Genomic DNA, 19,175 nt, shown 5'->3' with positions numbered 1-19,175 from the left:
GCCGGTGGTTCGCCCCTGCGCCCGCGTGCTTGGATTAGAGGGAATCTCGCGTGGCCAACATCAACCAGAAAATTGCGCAGGAGCTTGGGGTTCGCGCCGAGCAGGTCGAGGCGGCGGTAACGCTGCTCGACGGCGGCGCCACGGTTCCCTTCATCGCCCGCTACCGCAAGGAAGCGACCGGTGCGCTCGACGACGCGCAATTGCGCACTCTGGAGGAGCGCCTGGTTTACCTGCGCGAGCTCGAGGATCGCCGCAAGGCGATTCTCGAATCGGTCCGCGAGCAGGGCAAGCTCGATGCGGCGCTCGAGGCCTCGATCATGGCCGCTGACAGCAAGGCCCGCCTGGAGGACATCTATCTGCCGTTCAAGCCGAAGCGCCGCACCAAGGCGGAGATCGCCAAGGAAGCCGGCCTCGAGCCGCTCGCCAATCAGCTTATGGCTGAACCCGGCAATGATCCGAAGGTCGTGGCGGAAGGCTTCATCAACGCCGAGAAGGGCGTCGCTGACGCCGCTGCCGCTCTCGACGGCGCCCGCGCCATCCTGGTCGAGCGGTTCGACGAGGACGCCGATCTGATCGGCGCCCTGCGCGAAGAGATGTGGACCAATGCGCGCATGGCCTCCAAGGTGCGCGACGGCAAGAAGACCGAGGGCGAGAAGTTCGCCGACTATTTCGATTTCTCCGAGCCGCTGACAAAACTGCCCTCGCACCGCATCCTCGCGATGTTCCGCGGCGAGAAAGAAGAAATTCTCGACCTGCAAATTCAGCCCGAGGCCGAGGCGCCGCCGCCGGGCGTGCCGAGCGCCTATGAATTGAAGATCATGAAGCGGTTCGGCATTGCCGATCTCAAGCGTCCCGGCGACCGCTGGCTGATCGATACCGTGCGCTGGGCCTGGCGCACCAAGATCCAGGTGCATCTCAATATCGATCTGCGCATGCGGCTGTGGAATTCGGCCGAGACCGAGGCCGTGCGCGTGTTCGCCTCGAACCTGCGCGACCTCCTGCTCGCCGCGCCCGCCGGCACCCGCGTTACCATGGGGCTCGATCCCGGCTACCGCACCGGCGTGAAGGTTGCCGTCGTCGATGCCACCGGCAAGGTGGTCGACACCACCGCGATCTATCCGCACGAGCCGCAGCGGCAATGGAACGAGTCGCTGGCGACCCTCGGCCGGCTCGCGATCAAGCACCGCGTCGAGCTGATCGCGATCGGCAACGGCACCGCCTCGCGCGAGACCGACAAGCTCGCCACGGAGCTGGTCAAGGGTCTGCCCGAGCTGAAGATGAACAAGATCGTGGTGTCGGAAGCCGGTGCGTCGGTCTATTCGGCCTCGGCCTTCGCCTCGGAGGAGCTGCCCGGCCTCGACGTCACCCTGCGCGGCGCGGTCTCGATCGCGCGGCGCCTGCAGGACCCGCTTGCCGAGCTTGTCAAGATCGAGCCGAAGGCGATCGGCGTCGGCCAGTATCAGCACGACCTCGGTCAGGCCAAGCTCGCCAAATCGCTCGACGCCGTGGTCGAGGATTGCGTGAACGCGGTCGGCGTCGACGTCAACACCGCCTCTGCGCCGCTGCTGGCGCGCGTCTCGGGCGTCGGCTCCGGCCTCGCCCAGAGCATCGTGGCGCATCGCGATGCCAACGGCCCGTTCAAGTCGCGCAAGGCGCTCAAGGACGTGCCGCGGCTCGGGCCGAAGGCGTTCGAGCAGTGCGCGGGCTTCTTGCGCATCCTCGGCGGCGAGGATCCGCTCGATGCCTCCGGCGTCCATCCCGAAGCCTATCCCGTGGTGCGCCGGATTCTCGAAGCGACCAAGAGCGACATCAAGGCGCTGATCGGCAACAGCGACGTCGTGCGCACGCTGAAGCCGAAGGATTTCGTCGACGAGACCTTCGGTCTGCCGACCGTCACCGACATCCTGCGCGAGCTCGAAAAGCCGGGCCGCGACCCGCGTCCGGCGTTCAAGGCGGCAGTGTTCAAGGAGGGCGTCGAGGAGATCAAGGATCTCAAGAAGGGCATGATCCTCGAGGGGACCGTGACCAACGTCGCCGCCTTCGGCGCCTTCGTCGACATCGGCGTGCACCAGGATGGTCTCGTGCACATCTCGGCGATGTCCAAGACCTACATCAAGGACCCGCGCGAGGTGGTGAAGCCCGGCGACATCGTCAAGGTGAAGGTGCTGGACTTCGAGGTCGCCCGCAAGCGCATCTCGCTCACGCTGCGCCTCGACGACGAGGTCGGGCCTAAGAAGGACGCGCCGGGCATGCAGCGCGACAACAATCAGCGCAACGCAAGCCGCATGACGTCGGCGGCGCCGCGCAAGCAGGAATCTTCGGGCGGCGGCGCACTCGCCGAGGCGCTGCGCCGCGCGGCGGAGAAGAACGGCGGCAAGCGGGCGTGACCTCTTAACCTCTCCCCGCTCTTTGCGGGGAGAGGTCGGAATTCGCTCCATCCACGTCGTCATTGCGAGCGCAGCGAAGCAATCCAGAGTGCTTCCGCGGAGGGATTCTGGATTGCTTCGTCGCAAGGGCTCCTCGCAATGACGGGGAGAGAGCTGGGACTACCCTCCCTAACTCCCGCGTCAGAATCTGGCGCATTTGTAAGTTGAAGCAACGCTCCCGTTCTCCTCATCTGATCCTCCTCGTGCGGCGCCGAGACCGCCGCACTGCAAGGAGGACGCTTCGATGAACAACAGGTTTCTTAAGGGCCTCACGGCGAGCGTGATCGCGGCCATGATGGCGGTCGCGTCACCGGCGCTCGCGCGCGGCGGCTTTGGCGGTGGCGGCCATTTCGGCGGCGGCATGCACGCCGGCAGCTTTGGCGGCATGCGGGCCGACGGCATGGGCGGTGCACGCTTCGCTCATGTCGGCGGACCCGGCTTCGGCGGGGCGCGGTTCGCGCACGCAGCGGTCGGGCCGCGTTTCGCCGGCGCGGGCTGGCATGGCCGTCACGGCTTCCACCATCACCATCATTTCCGTCGCTTCGCTGTCTTCGGCGCGCCCTATTTCTACACCGGCTACAACGACGGCTGCTGGCGCAGGAGCTGGACGCCCTATGGGTGGCAATGGGTCAATGTGTGCGGGGGCGGTTGGTACTAGCATCGCCGTACCGCACCATTGTCGCGATCGCCACCGGGCGGTTCCGTCCAGCCCCGGAACGGGATAGTCTGGTGGCGATTGTCGCGCGGAGTGTTTCATGACCGGAGGTCACCGTCGCATCCTGGTCGTCGAAGACGATCCGGAAACCGCAGGCCAGCTCGTCGAGGAGCTGACGGTTTCGGGCTACGACGTCGACCTCGCCGCCAATGGCCGCGAAGCCCTCAATCAGGGCGCCGCGCGCGACTATGCGGTGATCACCATCGACCGCATGCTGCCCGATATCGACGGCATCAGCGTGATGCGCCAGCTGCGCGACGACGGCATTGCCGCCCCCTTCCTGATCATCTCCGCGCTCGGCGAAGTCGACGACCGCGTGCGCGGCCTGCGCGCCGGCGGCGACGACTACCTCGTCAAGCCGTTCTCCTTCACGGAATTGCTGGCGCGGCTCGAGGCGCTTGGCCGCCGCAGTGAGACCATCGCCAAGGAAACGCTGCTGCGCGTCGGCGATCTCGCCGTCGACCTGATCGCGCGCAGCGCCTCGCGCCGTGGCCGCAAGATCCCGCTGCTGCCGCGGGAATTTCAGCTGCTCGAATATCTCGTCCGCAACGAGGGCCGCGTCGTCTCCCGCGCGATGCTGCTGCAGCACGTCTGGGACCTGCATTTCGATCCCTCGACCAACATCATCGATGTCTATGTCGGCCGGGTCCGCCGCAAGGTCGACGATGCCCAGGCCTATCCGCTGATCCACACCATTCGCGGCATCGGATATTGCCTCCGTGCTCCTGGTTAAGACGCTCCGGTCCTCGACCTTCCGCCTGGCGCTGATCGCGATCGCAGCGTTCGGGCTGATCGTCGCAGCGATCATGGCTTACGTCTATTTCGGTACCTTGGCCTATGTGGAGAGCCGGCTCGGTACGGTCGGCGATCATGACGGCTTCACCGGCATGATCGAGCTCGCGATGGCCGCCGTCGCCGCGCTGCTGCTGGTGCTCGCCGGGCTCGCGGCTGTGCTGGTGACGCGTCGCACTGTGGGGCGGATCGAGCAGATCAACGCCACCAGCCGCGCCATCATGCTCGCAGGCCTCGACCAGCGGATTCCCTTGCGCGGCAGCAATGACGAGTGGGATCGCGTCGCCGAAAACCTCAACCAGATGCTCGACCGCATCGAGACGCTGATGGGCGAGGTCAAGCAGGTCAGCGACAATGTCGCGCACGATTTGCGCACGCCGCTGACGCGCATGCGCGGCCGGCTGGAGAAGGCCTATCACGCGCCGCGCAACAGCGAGACGGATGCCGCGCTGATCGGCGACACCATCGCCGATCTCGATGCCGTGCTCGGCATGTTCGCCTCCATCACCCGGATCTCGGAGATCGAGACCCGCGCCCGCACTGGCGCCTTCCGCGTGCTTGATCTTTCCGAGATCGCCGCCGAGGTGGTCGAGCTCTACGATGCCGCCGCCGAGCAAGTCGCCACGCGCCTCAGCCTCGATGGTGACCACGAGGTCGCGATCACCGGCGACCGCGACCTCTTGTTCGACGCCATCGCCAATCTCGTCGACAACGCGATCAAGCATGGCCGCAAGGGCGGGCAGGTGATCGTGAGCTGCCGCAGGGCCGACGGCGGTGCGGTGATCTCGATTACCGACGACGGTCCTGGCATTCCCGCCGAGCGGCGCGAGCATGTCTTCAAGCGCTTCTACCGGCTCGAGCAGAGCCGCTACACGCCGGGCAATGGTCTCGGCCTCAGCCTCGTCGCCGCGGTGGCGCGGCTTCATGGCGCCGAGATCGCGTTGCGCGACAATTCCCCGGGCCTGAAGGTCGAGCTCAGCTTCCTGCCGACCTCGGCCAAGTGAGGCGCGGTGCCGTCAAAGTTCGATCACCCCGCGGCGTGCCGCATGCGCGACTGCATCGGTTCGCCCGGTGGCGTCGAGCTTGTCGAGCAGCGAGCCGACGTGGAATTTCACGGTGTGCACGGAAATGCCGAGCTGCCGCGCGATCATCTTGTTGGAGGCGCCTTCGGCCATCAGCGCCAGCACGTCGAGCTCACGCTGCGTCAGCGCGATGTCCGCAGGGCTGACACGTGGATCGCGGGCGATGATTGTCGCGGCGGCCTGCTCGCCGGGCTCGGCGAGGCGAAGCCCGGCGACATTGCCGAGCAGGGCCGCCAGGCGATCGGCGAGGGTGGGATCGTCGATCTCGAGCGACAGTACGATCTCGGCCGTCCTGTCCTCGCTCACGCCTCCGGCCTTTCGCCGACCGTGACCTTGAAGCTGACCGGCTCGCCGCCACGGTGCACGGCGACGTCGACCACCGCGCCGACGCTCGCCGGTCCCAGCGTTCGCGACAGTGCGCGCACGCCCGAGAGCTTCTGGCCGTTGACCGCCACGATCACGTCGCCCTGGCGAATGCCGGCCGCGGCCGAAGGCCCGGCCTTGTCGACATTCATGACCATGGCGCCGATGCCGTCGTCGAGCTGCACCGGCTGCAGCCCGAGGCCGAGATAGCCACGCGCGATGCGGCCGCGCGCCTCCAGCTGGGGCGCGACACGCTCGATCGTCGCGGTCGGGATCACCAGCACGCGCCGCGGTCCTAGCACGGCCATGCCGAACGCTTGCCCCGAGGCATCGAGCGCGAGCCCGCCCTGCTGGCTGCCGCGCAGGCGGACGTCGAGCTCGATCCGCGCATCGATGTCGCCGCCGCGCAAGGAACGCCAGCTCTTTCCGGACGCCGACACCATCCCGAGCGCCGCGCTTGGTGTCTCCCGATTGGTCGCGACCACGACCGACAATGCGCCCAGCGGCGGGACGGTTGCGGCGAGCTTGACCGGCGCGACCGCGGCCTCAGTGCGTAGCAGCGCGATGTCGGTGGCGTGGTCGCGGCCGGCGATCGTGGCAGCGACCCGACGACCGTCGGCGAGGCCGATCTCGACCTCGCCCTCGTCGGCGAGGGCCTCGTCAGCGGTGATGATCAGGCCGCTCTTCCAGACGAAGCCGGTCGCGCGAGCGCGATGCGAATGCACGGAGACGATGGACGGCGCGGTGCGCGCCACAATGTCCGCGAGCGCGGACGACAGTGAGGACAGGGGACTAAGATCAGTCATGGCGGGCTCCCGTAAGTTGTCCTCAATCTGGGATGCCGCGGGCGATTGCGAAACTGGCCGGGTGGCCAGGACCAGTACGGCCTCCGCAAGACCAGGGCCGACGAACATGTGATTGGGAGCGCCTCACGGGAACGTGTAGCAATCCCAAAATTGGGCCATATGGCCTCAAGGATTTCCAGCGAGCCCTGACTGATGACCATCGACTTGACCCGCCGTACCCTGCTGCAGCTCGCCGGCGCCACCTCGCTCGCCATGGCCGCCGCAGCCGCGGCCCGTGCCGAGGGCACAGCGCTGGGCGGCGGCCCGACCTTTGCCAGCCGTACGCCGATGCGGGTCGGCATGGTGACGCTGCGGGTGAAGAATCTCGACAAGATCGCAGACTATTACCGCGACGTGATCGGGCTCACCGTGATGGAGCGCTCGGCGGTAACCGCAAAGCTCGGCACAGGTGGCATCACGCTGCTGGTGCTGGAGGCCCGGCCCGATGCCGCAATCGAGCCGCGCAACGCCGCCGGCCTCTACCACACCGCCTTCCTGATGCCGACGCGCAAGGATCTGGCGCGCTGGCTGGTTCATGCCGCCTCGCACCGCGTGCCGTTGTCGGGCTTCGCCGATCATCTCGTGAGCGAATCCGTCTATCTCGACGACCCCGAAGGCAACGGCATCGAGGTCTATGCCGACCGCGACCCCTCGCAATGGCAATGGAGCGAGGGCAGCGTGAAGATGGCGACCGACGAGCTCAACATCCCCGACCTGCTGTCGCTCACCAATACGCGCGTTCCCGATTATGCCAAGGCGCCGGACGGAATGCGCATCGGCCACATGCATCTGCGCGTCGGCGATCTCGCCCAGGCCGAGAGCTTCTATCACGGCACGGTCGGCCTCGACCCGACCCGCCGCCGCAGCGGCGCCGCGTTCCTGGCGTCGGGCCGCTATCACCATCACCTCGGCATGAACGTCTGGCAGAGCCGGGGCGCCGGCCAGCGCGACGATTCCACGACCGGTCTTGCCTGGTTCTCGCTGGTGATGGCGAAGCCGGAGCTGCTCGCCGCGCAGGAAGAACGGCTGCGCAAAGGCGGGGTGAAGATCACTGCACTTGCCGACGGCGTGGAGGCGATCGATCCCTGGGGCACGCGGGTGCGTCTGCTCAGGGTTTGATCGCCGGCGCTGGCATTGGTAATAGCGGTCAGCCGCAAACCAATCGACCGGGATCAGCGCCGCATGTCCGAGTTCCACGGTGCCTTTCCGTATCTCGTCTCGCCCATCGATGCCGACGGCACGGTGCGAACCAACGTGCTGGCAAAACTCTGCGACGACCTGATCGGCGCCGGCGTGCACGGGCTGACGCCGCTGGGCTCGACCGGCGAATTCGCTTACCTCAACGCCGCGCAACGCACAGCGGTCGTGCAGACCACGATTGAGGCCGCGCAGGGGCGCGTGCCTGTTATCGCCGGCGTCGCTTCGACCGCGACGGCGGATGCGGTGGCGCAGGCGAAAGCTTATCAGAAGTGCGGGGTCGACGGCATCCTTGCGATCCTGGAAGCGTATTTCCCGCTGGCCGATGCGCAGGTCGCATCCTACTTCCGCGCCATCGCCGATGCCGTGGACATTCCCGTCGTCATCTACACCAATCCGCAATTCCAGCGCTCCGATCTCACCCTCGACGTCATCGCGCGCCTCGCCGAGCATCCGCGCATCGGCTACATCAAGGATGCCTCCACGAACACCGGACGGCTGCTCTCGATCATGAACCGCTGCGGCGACGCCTTGCGCGTGTTCTCCGCCTCCGCCCACATTCCGGCCGCGGTGATGCTGATCGGCGGCCGCGGCTGGATGGCGGGACCCGCCTGCATCATCCCGCGCCAGAGCGTGATGCTCTACGACCTCTGCACCGCCGGCCGCTGGGACGAGGCCATGGCGCTGCAGCGGCGGCTGTGGCGGATCAACGAAGCCTTCGCCCGTTTCAATCTCGCGGCGTGCATCAAGGCCGGCCTTGCGATCCAGGGCTATGACGTCGGCGGCCCCATCCCGCCGCAGGCGCCACTGACGGCCGATGCGCGCAAAATCGTGGAAACGGCGCTCCGCGAGCTGACATAGCTGCTTGCCACGCGGCAATATGCCCCGGCACCCGTACCGGGCGCAAAATGGTCCTTACCTGACCGAGAAACTTCCGCCCGTTTGCGACGTTGCTGCGTAAGCGAGATCCTGCCACTCCATGCATATGCATCTCAGAGCCCGCATTCAGCACAAGACACGGTGATCACCCAATGAATCGTCGCTATGCGATTGCCGCTGCAGCCTTCGCCGCTCTGCTGCTCGCCGTCACGGCCGCGAAGATCCTGCATGGCCCCAGCTCGTATGTCCCATGGGCGGCGCCCTCCGCACGTGCCGTCGAGCAGCGCGGCCCTCTGTCGGACGGCGAGAAGGCGACCATCGACATCTTCGAGCGCGTATCGCCGTCGGTCGTTCAGGTTGCGGCCAGGTCGGCGGCAAGTCCCCTCGCAAGTCCCCTCATGGGCGAGGAGAGCCAGGGCAGTGGCGGCGCTTCCGGCACGGGATTCGTCTGGGACCGCGACGGTCATCTGGTGACGAACAATCATGTCGTCGCCAATGGCGGCGAGATCGCGGTGCGGTTTGCGTCGGGAGAAGTGGCCCAGGTCGACCTGGTCGGCACGGCTCCGAATTATGATCTCGCCGTGCTGCGCATCCGCAGCGTGCGCCAGCTTCCGGCTCCGATCGCACTGGGCAGTTCGAGTGACCTGAAGGTCGGGCAATTCGCCTTCGCGATCGGCAATCCCTTCGGGCTGGATCAGTCGATGACCTCTGGCATCATCAGCGCGCTCAAGCGCCGGCTCCCCACCCATGGCGGCCGGGAGATCGCCAACGTCATCCAGACCGATGCCGCGATCAATCCCGGCAATTCGGGCGGGCCGCTGCTGGATTCCGCCGGCCGGCTGATCGGCGTCACCACGGCGATCATCTCGCCGTCCGGCTCGAATGCCGGCATCGGCTTCGCGGTCCCGGTCGACGTCGTGAACCGGATCGTGCCCGAGCTGATCCGCAATGGCCGGGTGCCGACACCAGGCATCGGCATCGTGGCCGCCGGCGAGGATGTGTCGACCCGGCTTGCTGTCGAAGGGGTGATCGTGGTGCGGACGGCCCCCGGCAGTCCTGCCGAGCGGGCGGGGATTCGCGGTGTCAACTTTTCCACGGGAGCGGTCGGAGACATCATCACCGCGGTGGAAGGCAAGCCGGTGCGGCGCCTTGCCGACCTGACCGATGCGCTGGAGCAGGCCGGGGCCGGAAAGACCGTTCGGCTCACGGTCAAGCGCGGATCGGACACCCGTGACGTGAATGTAGGCATCGTCGATATCGACCGGTCCTAGCCGCTCGATCCGCGCGTGCAAGGGGCTCCGACGCGCATTGCAGATGCGCCGGGGCTCGGTTGTCTGGCGCGCAAAATCGGTTAAAACCGCCGCCGTCGTTTTTCCCGATCTCGAGGATACAGCGGAATGAACATTCTTCCCGGCAATTTGCGTTTCGGAGCGGGGCAGCCCGTCAAGCGTTTGGAAGACCAGAGGCTGCTCACCGGGAAGGGACAGTTCATCGATGACAAGCCGGCGGACGGCGCGCTGTGGTTGCACATGCTGCGCTCGCCGCACGCCCACGCCAAGATCGTCTCGATCGACACCAGCGCCGCGGCTTCGATGCCGGGCGTTGCCGCGATCTACACCGGCGCGGACCTCGTCAAGGACGACATCGGCACCATCCCGACGCTCAACATCTTCAAGCGCCCGGACGGCAAGCCGATGACGGTGCCGCCGCGCCGGCTGCTCGCCCACGAGGTCGTCCGCTACGCCGGCGAGGCCGTGGCCGCAGTGGTGGCCTCCTCGCGCGTGGAGGCGCAGAGCGCGGCGGAGGCGATCGCGGTCGAATACGATGTGCAGCCCGCGGTGGTCGATCCCGTCGAGGCGGTGAAATCAGGTGCGCCCGTGGTGTGGCCGGAGGCGCCCGACAACATCGTCGGCGCGATGTCTTACGGCGACGCCGCGAAGGTGGACGAGGCCTTTGCCAAGGCCGCGCATACGGTCGAACTCGATATCGTCAGCCAGCGTCTCGTTCCGTCCGCGATGGAGCCGCGCTCGACCATTGCCGAGATCGACAAGAAGTCCGGCCGTCTCCTGCTGCACGTGCAATCGCAGACGCCGGCCTCGACCCGCGACGTGCTGGCGGAAGCCGTGCTCAAGCGCCCGAAGGACAGCGTCCGCGTGCTGGTCGGCGATATCGGCGGCGGCTTCGGCCAGAAGACCAACCTCTATCCCGAGGACGGGATCGTCGCCTATGCCGCGACCAAGCTGAACAAGAAGATCCGCTGGCGCGGCGACCGCACCGACGAGTTCGTCGGCGGCACCCACGGCCGCGATCTCACGTCCACGGCGTCCTTCGCGCTGGACGAGAAGGGCAAGGTGTTGGCCTATCGCGTCAAGTCGATCGGCTGCACAGGGGCCTATTCCTCGGGCGCGGCCAACATCATCCCGCTGGTGCTCGGGCCGTTCGTACAGACCGGTGTCTACGACCTGCCGCTGGTGCATTTCGAGGTGAAGTCGGTGATGACCCACACCGCGCCGGTCGGAGCCTATCGTGGCGCCGGCCGCCCCGAAGCCGTGTTCATCGTCGAGCGCCTGTTCGACGCCGCTGCGCGAAAAATCGGCATGGACCCGCGCGCGATCCGCAAGGCCAATTACATCAAGCCGGCGCAGCTGCCCTACACCAATGCGGCCGGGCAGGTCTACGATTCCGGTGCCTTCGCGCACATGCTCGACCGGGCCGTGAAGCTTGCCGACTGGGACGGCTTCGCCGCGCGCAAGAAGGCGGCGAAGAAGAAGGGCCTGCTCTACGGCCGTGGCCTCACCTCCTACATTGAGTGGACCGGCGGCCGCGCCCACACCGAAAAGGTCACGCTTCAAGCGACCTCGCAAGGGCGCGTCGTGCTGCATTCCGGCACCATGGCGATGGGGCAGGGCTTGCAGACTACCTACACCCAGATGATCTCCGACACGCTCGGCATTCCCATGGACAAGATCGACGTGGTGCAGGGCGACACTGATCTCGCCATGGGCTTCGGCAGCGTTGGTTCGCGCTCGCTGTTCGTCGGTGGCACGGCGGTCGCGGTCTCCTCCAACGATCTGATCCAGAAGGCGCGCGAGAAGGCGGCGAACGTGCTGGAGACCTCGGTCGAGGACATCGAATATCAGGGCGGCATGCTCACCGTGGTCGGCACCGACCGCCGCATCAGCCTGTTCGATCTCGCCGAGAAGGAGAGCGGCGCCAAGCTCAGCGTCGATTCCGAAGGCGAGGTCGATGGTCCCAGCTGGCCGAACGGCACGCATATCTGCGAGGTCGAGATCGACCCGGAGACCGGCGTCTCCAAGGTCGTGCGCTACACCACGGTCGACGACGTCGGCGTCGCCGTGAACCCGATGCTGGTCACGGGGCAGATCCATGGCGGCGTCGCTCAAGGCATCGGCCAGGCGCTGTATGAAGGCGTGTCGTATGATGCCGACGGCCAGCTGCTGACCGCGAGCTATCAGGATTACTGCATCCCGCGCGCCGACGACGTGCCGCCGATCGTGGTGACGCTGGACGATTCCGCACCCTGCCGCACCAATCCGCTCGGCGCCAAGGGCTGCGGCGAATCCGGCGCCATCGGCGGCCCGCCCTGCGTCACCAACGGCGTGATGGACGCGCTCGCCGAGCTCGGCATCACCCAGCTCAACACGCCCCTGACGCCGCAGAAGATCTGGCAGGCGATCCGGGACGCGAAGGCGGCGGGGTAAGTGCGCTAGCTGTTGCGCAGGCTATTGCACCAAACTCAGCTCGTCGTCCCGGGGCGCGCAAAGCGCGAGCCCGGGACCCATAACCACAGGGCGGAGTTTGGCGAAGACTCGTAGTGACCAGCTCACCCCATAACTCTCCCTGGGGTTATGGGTCCCCGCCTTCGCGGGGACGACAGCGCAGATCGGAGCACGGGCGCTCGCCATATCCCGGATTGCGCTGCGCTCCATCCGGGCTACGAGTCCTAAATCCCCAGCATCATCTTCGCGATAATATCGCGCTGGATCTCCGAGGTGCCGCCGAAAATGGTGTAGGCGCGGCCGTTGAGATATTCCGGCATCACCGTCAGCATCTCCTCAGGCGTCGCCGGCTCGTGGTTGAGCCTGTAGAGCGGGCGCATCGGCTCGACGGCGAGCGCATCGTGGCCGATCACGTCGGCCCCTAGCCGCGTCACGGCCTGGCGGATCTCGCTGTTGCGCAGCTTCAGGATCGACGACACCGCGCCGGGGTTTTGCCCTGTCTGCAGCGCCGAGAGCACGCGCAGCTCCGTCATCTCCAGCGCGTCGATGTCGACCTCGACTTCGGCAATCCGCGTCGCGATATCGGGACTGTCGATCGCGCGGCCCGTCAAATCGGACTCCGCGAGGTCCGCAATCGCCTTCAGCCCTTCGCGCAGCTTGGCCGAGGCGATGCCCGCGCCGCGCTCGAACTCGAGCAAATATTTGCCGTAGGTCCAGCCCTTGCCTTCCTCGCCGACGCGATTGGCGACGGGCACGCGGACGTCGTCGAAGAACACCTGGTTGACCTCGTGGTCGCCGCCGATGGTGAGGATCGGACGGATGGTGATTCCAGGCGTCTTCATGTCGATCAGGATGAAGCTGATGCCGTCCTGCTGCCGCGGCCCGTCGCTGGTGCGCACCAGCGCGAACATGCGGTTGGCGTGATGGGCGTGCGTGGTCCAGATCTTGGTGCCGTTGATGACGTAGTCGTCGCCGTCACGCACCGCGCGCGTCTTGAGGGACGACAGATCGGAGCCGGACCCGGGCTCGGAATAGCCCTGGCACCAATAATCCTCACCCGAGAGAATTCGCGGCAAGTAGAAGTTCTTTTGCTCGGGGCTGCCGAAGCCGATGATAACAGGCCCGACCATCTTCACGCCCATCACGTTGACGTTGGGCACGCCGGCGCGGGCGCATTCAGTCTCGAAGATCCAGCGCTGCGCCGGCGTCCAGTCGGGGCCGCCATATTCGACCGGCCAGCCCGGCGCACCCCAGCCTTGGCGGTGCAGCGCGCGCTGCCACGCCATCCCGATATCAGGATCGGAGAACACCGATGGCGTCAGCGCGGTCGCGCGCTTCATCTCCTCGGTGAGATTCTTGGCGATGAAGCCGCGCACCTCGCTCTGGAAGGCGCGCTCCTCGGCATTGAACGACAGGTCCATGAGGCGCTCCTTGTTAAGCAGAGATGGCCCTGCGGCCCAGCTCGGCGTGGCGGGCATAGTGATGCGCGCTGCCGCCGAACAGCGTGTCGAACGCGACGAGCCGCTTGAAATAGGCGCCGACCTCGAGCTCCTCGGTGACACCCATGCCGCCATGGAGCTGGATCGACTGCTCGCCGACGAAGCGCGCGCATTTGCCGATCTTCGCCTTCGCGCCCGAGGCTGCCCGGGCACGCTCGATCGGCGCGCTATCGGCCTTCAACGCCGCGCGCAGCGCCATCGAGCGCGCCTCATCCACCTGCATTGCCATGTCGGCGAGGCGGTGGCGGATCACCTGGTTGGCGGAGAGCGGCCGGCCGAATTGTTTTCGGATCTTGGTATAGTCGAGCGTGGTGTCGAGCAGCGTCTGCATGATGCCGACAGCTTCCGCCCCTAGCGCGGCCATGGCGCGATCAATCGCCCATTCAATCGCGGGCAGGGCATCGCTGCCGTCGCCGAGCAGGGCGTCTTCCGGCAGATGCGCGTCGAACAGCTCGATATTGCAGGCTCGTCCGCCGCCGAGGCGCGGATAATCGCTGATGACGAGTCCTGACGTCGTCGCCTGCACGAGGAACAGGCCGATCCGGCCCGAGGGTCCCCGATGGTCGTGGATATGGGCGGAGACGATGATCTCGTCGGCGGCATGTCCGTCGAGCACGGCGATCTTGCTGCCGGACAGGCGCCAGCCTTGTCCTATCTTGTTGGCGCTGGTCGTGACCTTGGCAAGATCGAACCGGGCCGCGCGCTCGGCATGCGCAAAGGCAAGCTTCAGCGATCCGTCCGCGACCTTGGGCAGGCTCGCCTGCTTCTGCTCGCTGGTGCCGCATCTGGCGATCAGCGCGGCCCCGAGCACGACGGTTGCAACATAAGGCTCAGAAACCAGGCCCCGGCCGAAGGCCTCCATCAAGATGCCGATATCGACCGCGCCGCCGCCGAGCCCGCCGAACTCTTCCGGAAGCGGCAGCGCCAGCCAGCCGAGCTCGGCGAATTGCTTCCAAACGGCCGGGCTGAAGCCGAGCGGATCGTTCGCGATTCTGCGGCGGTGCTCGGCATCGTAGCTTTCGGCCACGAATCGTTCCGCGCTCTCGCGCAGCAACTTTTGCTCGTCACTGAGATTGAGATCCATCGCGTCTACTCCGCGGCGGCCGGCGGCTTGCGTACGGAGGGATGCAGGCCGGATGGATCGACGATCATGCCGAACTCCTGGAGATTGTGCGCGTGGCAGAGCTGATGCAGCGCGAAGGCCTGGTCGATCGCGGCCGGCTGGCCCATGACGTCGACCGAGCGGTTGACCGCCTCCTTGGTCAGCTTCAGCGCGAAGGACGGTTTTGTCGCGATCCTTCGCGCCAGCTCCAGCACGCGCGACGAGAGCTCGGCGCGCGGCACGATTTGGTTGACCATGCCGAGCTGGTGCGCCTCCTGCGCGCTCCAGCTGTCGGCGGTGAACAGGAACTCCTTGGCCTTGCGTGGCCCCAGCTCCCAGGGATGCACGAACCATTCGACGCCGCACACGCCCATGGTGACGACGGGATCGCAGAACTCCGCATCGTCGCTGGCGACGATGAGGTCACAGGCCCAGGCCAGCATCAAGCCGCCGGCGATGCACTTGCCGTGGACCTCGGCAACGGTGGGTTTTGCCAGATTGCGCCAGCGCCGGGTGATCTGGAGATAAATTTCCTGCTCGCGCGCGAAGCGTCCGTGGGCGTTCGGCTCGGCGAAACCGCCCCAATTTCCGATCGGCGGGAAATCGACCCCAGCGGTATTCTTGTCTCCGGGGCGCAGGTCGTGGCCGGAGGAGAAGTGCGGCCCGTTCCCGGCGAGAATGATCACCTTGACCGCATCGTCCTGCACCGCCGCGTCGAAGGCGGCGTTGAGGTCGTAGGTCATTTGCAGGTTCTGCGCGTTGCGCGCCTCGGGCCGGTTCATCACGACACGGGCGATCGCCGGCTCAGGCCGTTCCACGAGGATGGTCTCGAACGAGGACATCGCGTTCCCCCTGGTGTTTCCGCTCTTGTTTTGCCGGAGTTGACTATGTCGGCCGGTGCGAGGCAAGAGGCTTGCGTCAGCCGGCTGCTTTTCTCAGGCGCGCAATCTGATAGTTTGCGCCGGATTCCACCGGGAGAAATTTAATGCGCAAGATCCTGACCGTGCTGGCCGCCCTGGCCTCGCTGAGCCTGACCAATTGCGGCTACAACGCGATCCAGAGCGAGGACGAGCAGATCAAGGGCAATTGGTCCGAGGTCGTGAACCAGTATCAGCGCCGCGCCGATCTCGTGCCCAATCTCGTCAACTCGGTGAAAGGCTTTGCCCAGCAGGAGAAGGACGTGCTGCTCGGCGTCACCAATGCACGCGCCAAGGTCGGCAGCATCCAGGCGACGCCGGAGGTGCTGAACGATCCCGCCGCGTTCCAGAAATTCCAGGCCGCCCAAGGCGAGCTTTCCAGCGCGCTGTCGCGCCTCCTGGTCGTCACCGAGAACTATCCGCAGCTGAAGTCCGACGCCCTGTTCAAGGATCTGATGTCGCAGCTCGAGGGCACCGAGAACCGCATCACGGTGGCGCGCAACCGCTACATCAAGGCGGTGCAGGATTATAACGTCACCGTCCGCTCGTTTCCGACCAACCTCACCGCAATGGCGTTCGGTTACAAGGAGAAGCCGAACTTCACGGTCGAGAACGAGAAGGCGATCTCGACCGCACCGAAGGTGGACTTCAATCCGGCACCGTCGCCGTCGAAGTAGTCGCGTTCGGCCCCGATGCGCGTCCCACCCACCACGGTCATTCCCCGCGAAAGCGGGGAATCCAATATGCCGCGGCCTCTCCGTATCCCGCCGGCGTCTCTGGAATACTGGATCGCCCGGTCCCGGCTTCGCCAAGGCTACGCCGAGGCTCGCACGGGTGCTCGGCGCGCCGAAGCTTCAGCGAAGGCGGCAAGCCGGGGGATGACAGCGAGGGTGTGGTGCGCGGTGATCGTTGCAGCCCTCCTCCTCACCTTTGCCTTCCCCGCCCGCGCCGACGTCGCCGTCCCCCAGCTCAGCGGCCGTGTCGTCGATCAGACCGGCACGCTCTCCAGCAGCGACATCGCCACGCTGACGCAAAAGCTGCGCGAGTTCGAGAACCGCAAGGGCAGCCAGATCGCTGTCCTGATCGTCGCGACAACGCAGCCGGAGACGATCGAGCAATTCTCGATTCGGGTCGCCGAGGCCTGGAAGATCGGCCGCAAGAAGGTCGACGACGGCGCGATTCTCGTCGTCGCCAAGAACGACCGGCATTTGCGCATCGAGGTCGGCTACGGTCTCGAAGGCGTGCTCACCGACGTCACCTCCCGGCGCATCATCGACGAGGCTATCACCCCGAAATTCAGGAGCGGCGATTTCGCCGCGGGCATCGGCGCAGGCGTCGACCGCATGATGCGGGTGATCGACGGCGAGCCGTTGCCGGCACCCTCGCGCAGCGTCAACTTCGCCCACAATAATCTGGATGATCTGGTGCCGGTGTTTGCAGTGGCGCTGTTCGCCTCGATCGGCGTTGGCGGGTTCTTCCGCGCGGTCCTGGGGCGGCTGCTCGGCTCATTTGTGACGGGCGGCATCATCGCAGCCGTGACCTGGCTCATCCTCGGCTCCGCCGCGCTCGCGGCGGCTGTCGGCATCCTTGGCTTTATCGTCGGGTTTGTCGCCGATCTGTTTTCGGCGATCACGCCGGGCACGGGCCGTTCGCGCGGCGGTTCGTGGTCGAGCGGCTCCTCCGGCGGATGGAGCAGCGGATCGTCAAGCAGCGACAGCGGCGGCTTCAGCGGCGGCGGGGGTAGTTTCGGCGGCGGCGGCGCCTCGGGGAGCTGGTAGCGGTCATGAGCATCAAGCGCATTGCCAGACATCTCGTGCAGCATCATTGGCGCGCGAAGCAGATCTTTCCGCAAGCGGTGCTCGACCGCATCGAGCAGGCGATCAAGCGCGGCGAAGCCACCCATTCCGGCCAGGTCCGCTTCGTCGTCGAAGGGGCGCTCGACGGCCGTCCGCTGTTCCGCAACCAGCCGGCCCGCGAGCGCGCGCTCGACGTGTTCTCGCATCTGCGCGTCTGGGACACCGCCCACAACAATGGCGTTCTGATCTATCTCCTGCTCGCCGACCGCGACGTCGAGATCATCGCCGATCGCGGCATCGACGCGAAGGTCGGCGCGGAGGGTTGGGAGACGATCTGCCGCGCGATGGAGGCCGAGTTCAGATCGGGCCGGTTCGAACGCGGCGTGATCCATGGCATCGAGGCCGTCTCGCGCGAAATGGCAAAGCATTTTCCCAAGCAAGGGCCGCATGCGAACGAGCTGCCGGATGCTCCCGTCGTGATGTGACGGATAGTGATGTGGTCGGAGCGCGTGCGGCGCGCTCCGTCATTGCGAGGAGCCCTTGCGACGAAGCAATCCAGACTGCCTCCGCGGAGCTGCGCTCGCAATGACGCCATGGGGGGCCATTCCGCCCCCGTTCATCTTCCCCCGATTACGAACTGTTTCACGCCCGCCACACCGGTTCCACTTTCCCGGCCCAATTCGGCCCCGGATGAATTCCTAAAATTTCGGTAAGCGGGTCCCGAGGTAAGGATTTCGCAAGCAATGAAAGTTACCAAAAGGTCAACCGAGACTGGAGTATTTGAGCCGTGAGCGAACCAATGCCCGAGCAGGCTGCCCAGGATTCCGCTGCCGTCGACGCGGCAGCGCCGCAGGCCATCGAGGCTGCCGCGGGTATCGAGGCCCCCTCGATCGCCCCCGATCACGAAGCGCCGCCCAAGCCCGATCCGGTCAAGGCGGACGCCCCGAAGATTGAGCCGCCGCGGATCGAAGTGTCGAAGTTCGAAGCCACTGAGGCCAGGACCGAGGCAAAGGCTGAGCCGAAGCACGGCAAGCTCATCGTCATGCCCCCCGCCGACCGCGCCTGGGAGCGCGAGGAGTTCGCCCCGCATGGGAAGGCGGACGAGCCGCGCGAAGCCGGCAGCAAGCGCCGGCTGTCGGCGATGGCCGCGGTGGTGGCGATTGCCGCCAGCGTCGGCGCGATCAGCGGTGCGCTTGCGACCGCCGGCATGATGCGTTTCGCCGCACCCGCCCCGGCTCCTGTCCAGGTCGCCGACACCAGCGCGCTGGATGCGTCCGTCGCGCGGATCGATGCCGACCTCGTCGCACTCAAGGCCTCTGTCGAGCAGAGCTCGAAGACCGGCCTCACCCAGTTCAACCGGGCCAACGACCGCCTGGACAAGCTCGAGAAGGCGCAGGCCGAGCCGCTGGCCAGGATCGCAAAGCTGTCCGAGACCGTCGACAAGCTCCGCGCCACGCCGCCCGCCGCGCCCGCGCAGGCCGCAGCAGCGGTGCCCAAGGAGACCACCGGCTCGATCGCGCCGACCCAGCCCCAGACTCAGGTCGCGACCGCGGCGGCCGCACCGGCCCCGGTCGGCGCAGCGCCCAAGACCGAAGTCGGACGTCTGCCGACGATTGAAGGCTGGCGGCTGCGCAACGCCAGCAACGGCGGCGCGCTGATCGAGGGCCGCGACGGCCTCTACGAGGTCTATCCCGGCGACCCCATCCCCGGCGTCGGCCGTGTCGATGCGATCCGCCGCCAGGATGGCCGCTGGGTGGTCGTCACCTCAAGGGGGCTGATCGTCGGACGCTGAGCCTCCGATATCCGACTTTCGAAGAGGCGC

Annotated in this window: 17 protein-coding genes; 12 read left to right on the top strand and 5 right to left on the bottom strand. The window is 66.6% G+C overall.

What is annotated here, in order from left to right; genetic code table 11:
* Positions 1 to 50: 50 nt before the first annotated feature.
* The 4 genes from ABIA45_RS22365 to ABIA45_RS22350 all read left to right on the top strand — a co-directional run bounded on the left by ABIA45_RS22365 (position 51) and on the right by ABIA45_RS22350 (position 4,937).
* The gene (locus ABIA45_RS22365) at positions 51 to 2,387 is read left to right on the top strand and encodes a Tex family protein (protein WP_271541399.1); all 2,337 of its coding nucleotides are present in this window, start codon (positions 51 to 53) and stop codon (positions 2,385 to 2,387) included.
* A 283-nt stretch (positions 2,388 to 2,670) separates the two neighbouring features.
* Positions 2,671 to 3,084, top strand: coding sequence for a hypothetical protein (locus ABIA45_RS22360; protein ID WP_404653661.1), 414 nt, complete (start codon positions 2,671 to 2,673; stop codon positions 3,082 to 3,084).
* Positions 3,085 to 3,181: 97 nt separating this feature from the next.
* Positions 3,182 to 3,874 (top strand): response regulator transcription factor, encoded by a 693-nt coding sequence (locus ABIA45_RS22355; protein ID WP_404543796.1) that lies wholly within the window; start codon positions 3,182 to 3,184, stop codon positions 3,872 to 3,874.
* Positions 3,861 to 4,937: a sensor histidine kinase gene (locus tag ABIA45_RS22350; RefSeq protein WP_404653658.1), complete on the top strand. Its 1,077-nt coding sequence runs from the start codon at positions 3,861 to 3,863 to the stop codon at positions 4,935 to 4,937. The genes ABIA45_RS22355 and ABIA45_RS22350 overlap by 14 nt, the downstream gene beginning before the upstream one ends.
* A gap of 12 nt (positions 4,938 to 4,949) precedes the next feature.
* Here the strand turns inward: ABIA45_RS22350 and ABIA45_RS22345 are convergent, their stop codons facing one another.
* Positions 4,950 to 5,321, bottom strand: a complete 372-nt coding sequence (locus tag ABIA45_RS22345) for a response regulator transcription factor (RefSeq protein WP_404653657.1) — start codon at positions 5,319 to 5,321, stop codon at positions 4,950 to 4,952.
* The gene (locus ABIA45_RS22340; RefSeq protein WP_404653655.1) at positions 5,318 to 6,184 is read right to left on the bottom strand and encodes a S1C family serine protease; all 867 of its coding nucleotides are present in this window, start codon (positions 6,182 to 6,184) and stop codon (positions 5,318 to 5,320) included. The genes ABIA45_RS22345 and ABIA45_RS22340 overlap by 4 nt, the downstream gene beginning before the upstream one ends.
* A 192-nt stretch (positions 6,185 to 6,376) precedes the next feature.
* On the opposite strand from ABIA45_RS22340, the gene ABIA45_RS22335 reads away from it, so the two are divergent.
* The 4 genes from ABIA45_RS22335 to ABIA45_RS22320 all read left to right on the top strand — a co-directional run bounded on the left by ABIA45_RS22335 (position 6,377) and on the right by ABIA45_RS22320 (position 12,021).
* Positions 6,377 to 7,342, top strand: coding sequence for a VOC family protein (locus ABIA45_RS22335; protein ID WP_404653653.1), 966 nt, complete (start codon positions 6,377 to 6,379; stop codon positions 7,340 to 7,342).
* 63 nt (positions 7,343 to 7,405) lie between these two features.
* On the top strand, positions 7,406 to 8,281 hold the full coding sequence (locus tag ABIA45_RS22330; RefSeq protein ID WP_404653652.1) for a dihydrodipicolinate synthase family protein: 876 nt from the start codon (positions 7,406 to 7,408) through the stop codon (positions 8,279 to 8,281).
* A gap of 170 nt (positions 8,282 to 8,451) precedes the next feature.
* On the top strand, positions 8,452 to 9,570 hold the full coding sequence (locus ABIA45_RS22325; protein WP_404653651.1) for a S1C family serine protease: 1,119 nt from the start codon (positions 8,452 to 8,454) through the stop codon (positions 9,568 to 9,570).
* 126 nt (positions 9,571 to 9,696) lie between these two features.
* Entirely contained in the window at positions 9,697 to 12,021 is a 2,325-nt protein-coding gene (locus tag ABIA45_RS22320) for a xanthine dehydrogenase family protein molybdopterin-binding subunit (RefSeq protein ID WP_271541415.1), read from the top strand.
* Between the two features lie 242 nt (positions 12,022 to 12,263).
* On the opposite strand, the gene ABIA45_RS22315 is transcribed toward ABIA45_RS22320, so the two are convergent.
* Genes ABIA45_RS22315 through ABIA45_RS22305 form a run of 3 tightly spaced genes read right to left on the bottom strand, consistent with a single transcriptional unit; the run spans position 12,264 to position 15,482 of the window.
* Positions 12,264 to 13,460, bottom strand: coding sequence for an acyl-CoA dehydrogenase family protein (locus ABIA45_RS22315; RefSeq protein WP_271541417.1), 1,197 nt, complete (start codon positions 13,458 to 13,460; stop codon positions 12,264 to 12,266).
* A 13-nt stretch (positions 13,461 to 13,473) separates the two neighbouring features.
* Entirely contained in the window at positions 13,474 to 14,622 is a 1,149-nt protein-coding gene (locus tag ABIA45_RS22310) for an acyl-CoA dehydrogenase family protein (protein WP_404653650.1), read from the bottom strand.
* A gap of 5 nt (positions 14,623 to 14,627) precedes the next feature.
* A complete protein-coding gene (locus ABIA45_RS22305) occupies positions 14,628 to 15,482 on the bottom strand; it encodes an enoyl-CoA hydratase (protein ID WP_271541420.1) in 855 nt (284 codons plus the stop codon).
* A gap of 143 nt (positions 15,483 to 15,625) precedes the next feature.
* Between ABIA45_RS22305 and ABIA45_RS22300 the strand changes: the two genes are divergently transcribed.
* The 4 genes from ABIA45_RS22300 to ABIA45_RS22285 all read left to right on the top strand — a co-directional run bounded on the left by ABIA45_RS22300 (position 15,626) and on the right by ABIA45_RS22285 (position 19,145).
* Positions 15,626 to 16,234, top strand: a complete 609-nt coding sequence (locus ABIA45_RS22300) for a LemA family protein (RefSeq protein WP_128264016.1) — start codon at positions 15,626 to 15,628, stop codon at positions 16,232 to 16,234.
* Between the two features lie 201 nt (positions 16,235 to 16,435).
* A complete protein-coding gene (locus ABIA45_RS22295; RefSeq protein WP_271541423.1) occupies positions 16,436 to 17,335 on the top strand; it encodes a YgcG family protein in 900 nt (299 codons plus the stop codon).
* A gap of 5 nt (positions 17,336 to 17,340) precedes the next feature.
* Positions 17,341 to 17,838, top strand: coding sequence for a TPM domain-containing protein (locus ABIA45_RS22290; RefSeq protein WP_157284980.1), 498 nt, complete (start codon positions 17,341 to 17,343; stop codon positions 17,836 to 17,838).
* 314 nt (positions 17,839 to 18,152) lie between these two features.
* Positions 18,153 to 19,145 carry a hypothetical protein gene (locus ABIA45_RS22285; RefSeq protein ID WP_271541507.1) on the top strand — a complete coding sequence of 331 codons (993 nt, stop codon included), beginning with the start codon at positions 18,153 to 18,155 and terminating at the stop codon, positions 19,143 to 19,145.
* Positions 19,146 to 19,175: the final 30 nt, after the last annotated feature.

It is taken from the genome of Bradyrhizobium sp. USDA 336, assembly GCF_044908355.1.
In the GTDB taxonomy this organism is placed as follows: domain Bacteria; phylum Pseudomonadota; class Alphaproteobacteria; order Rhizobiales; family Xanthobacteraceae; genus Bradyrhizobium; species Bradyrhizobium yuanmingense.
This window is presented reverse-complemented; position numbering and strand designations above follow the sequence as displayed.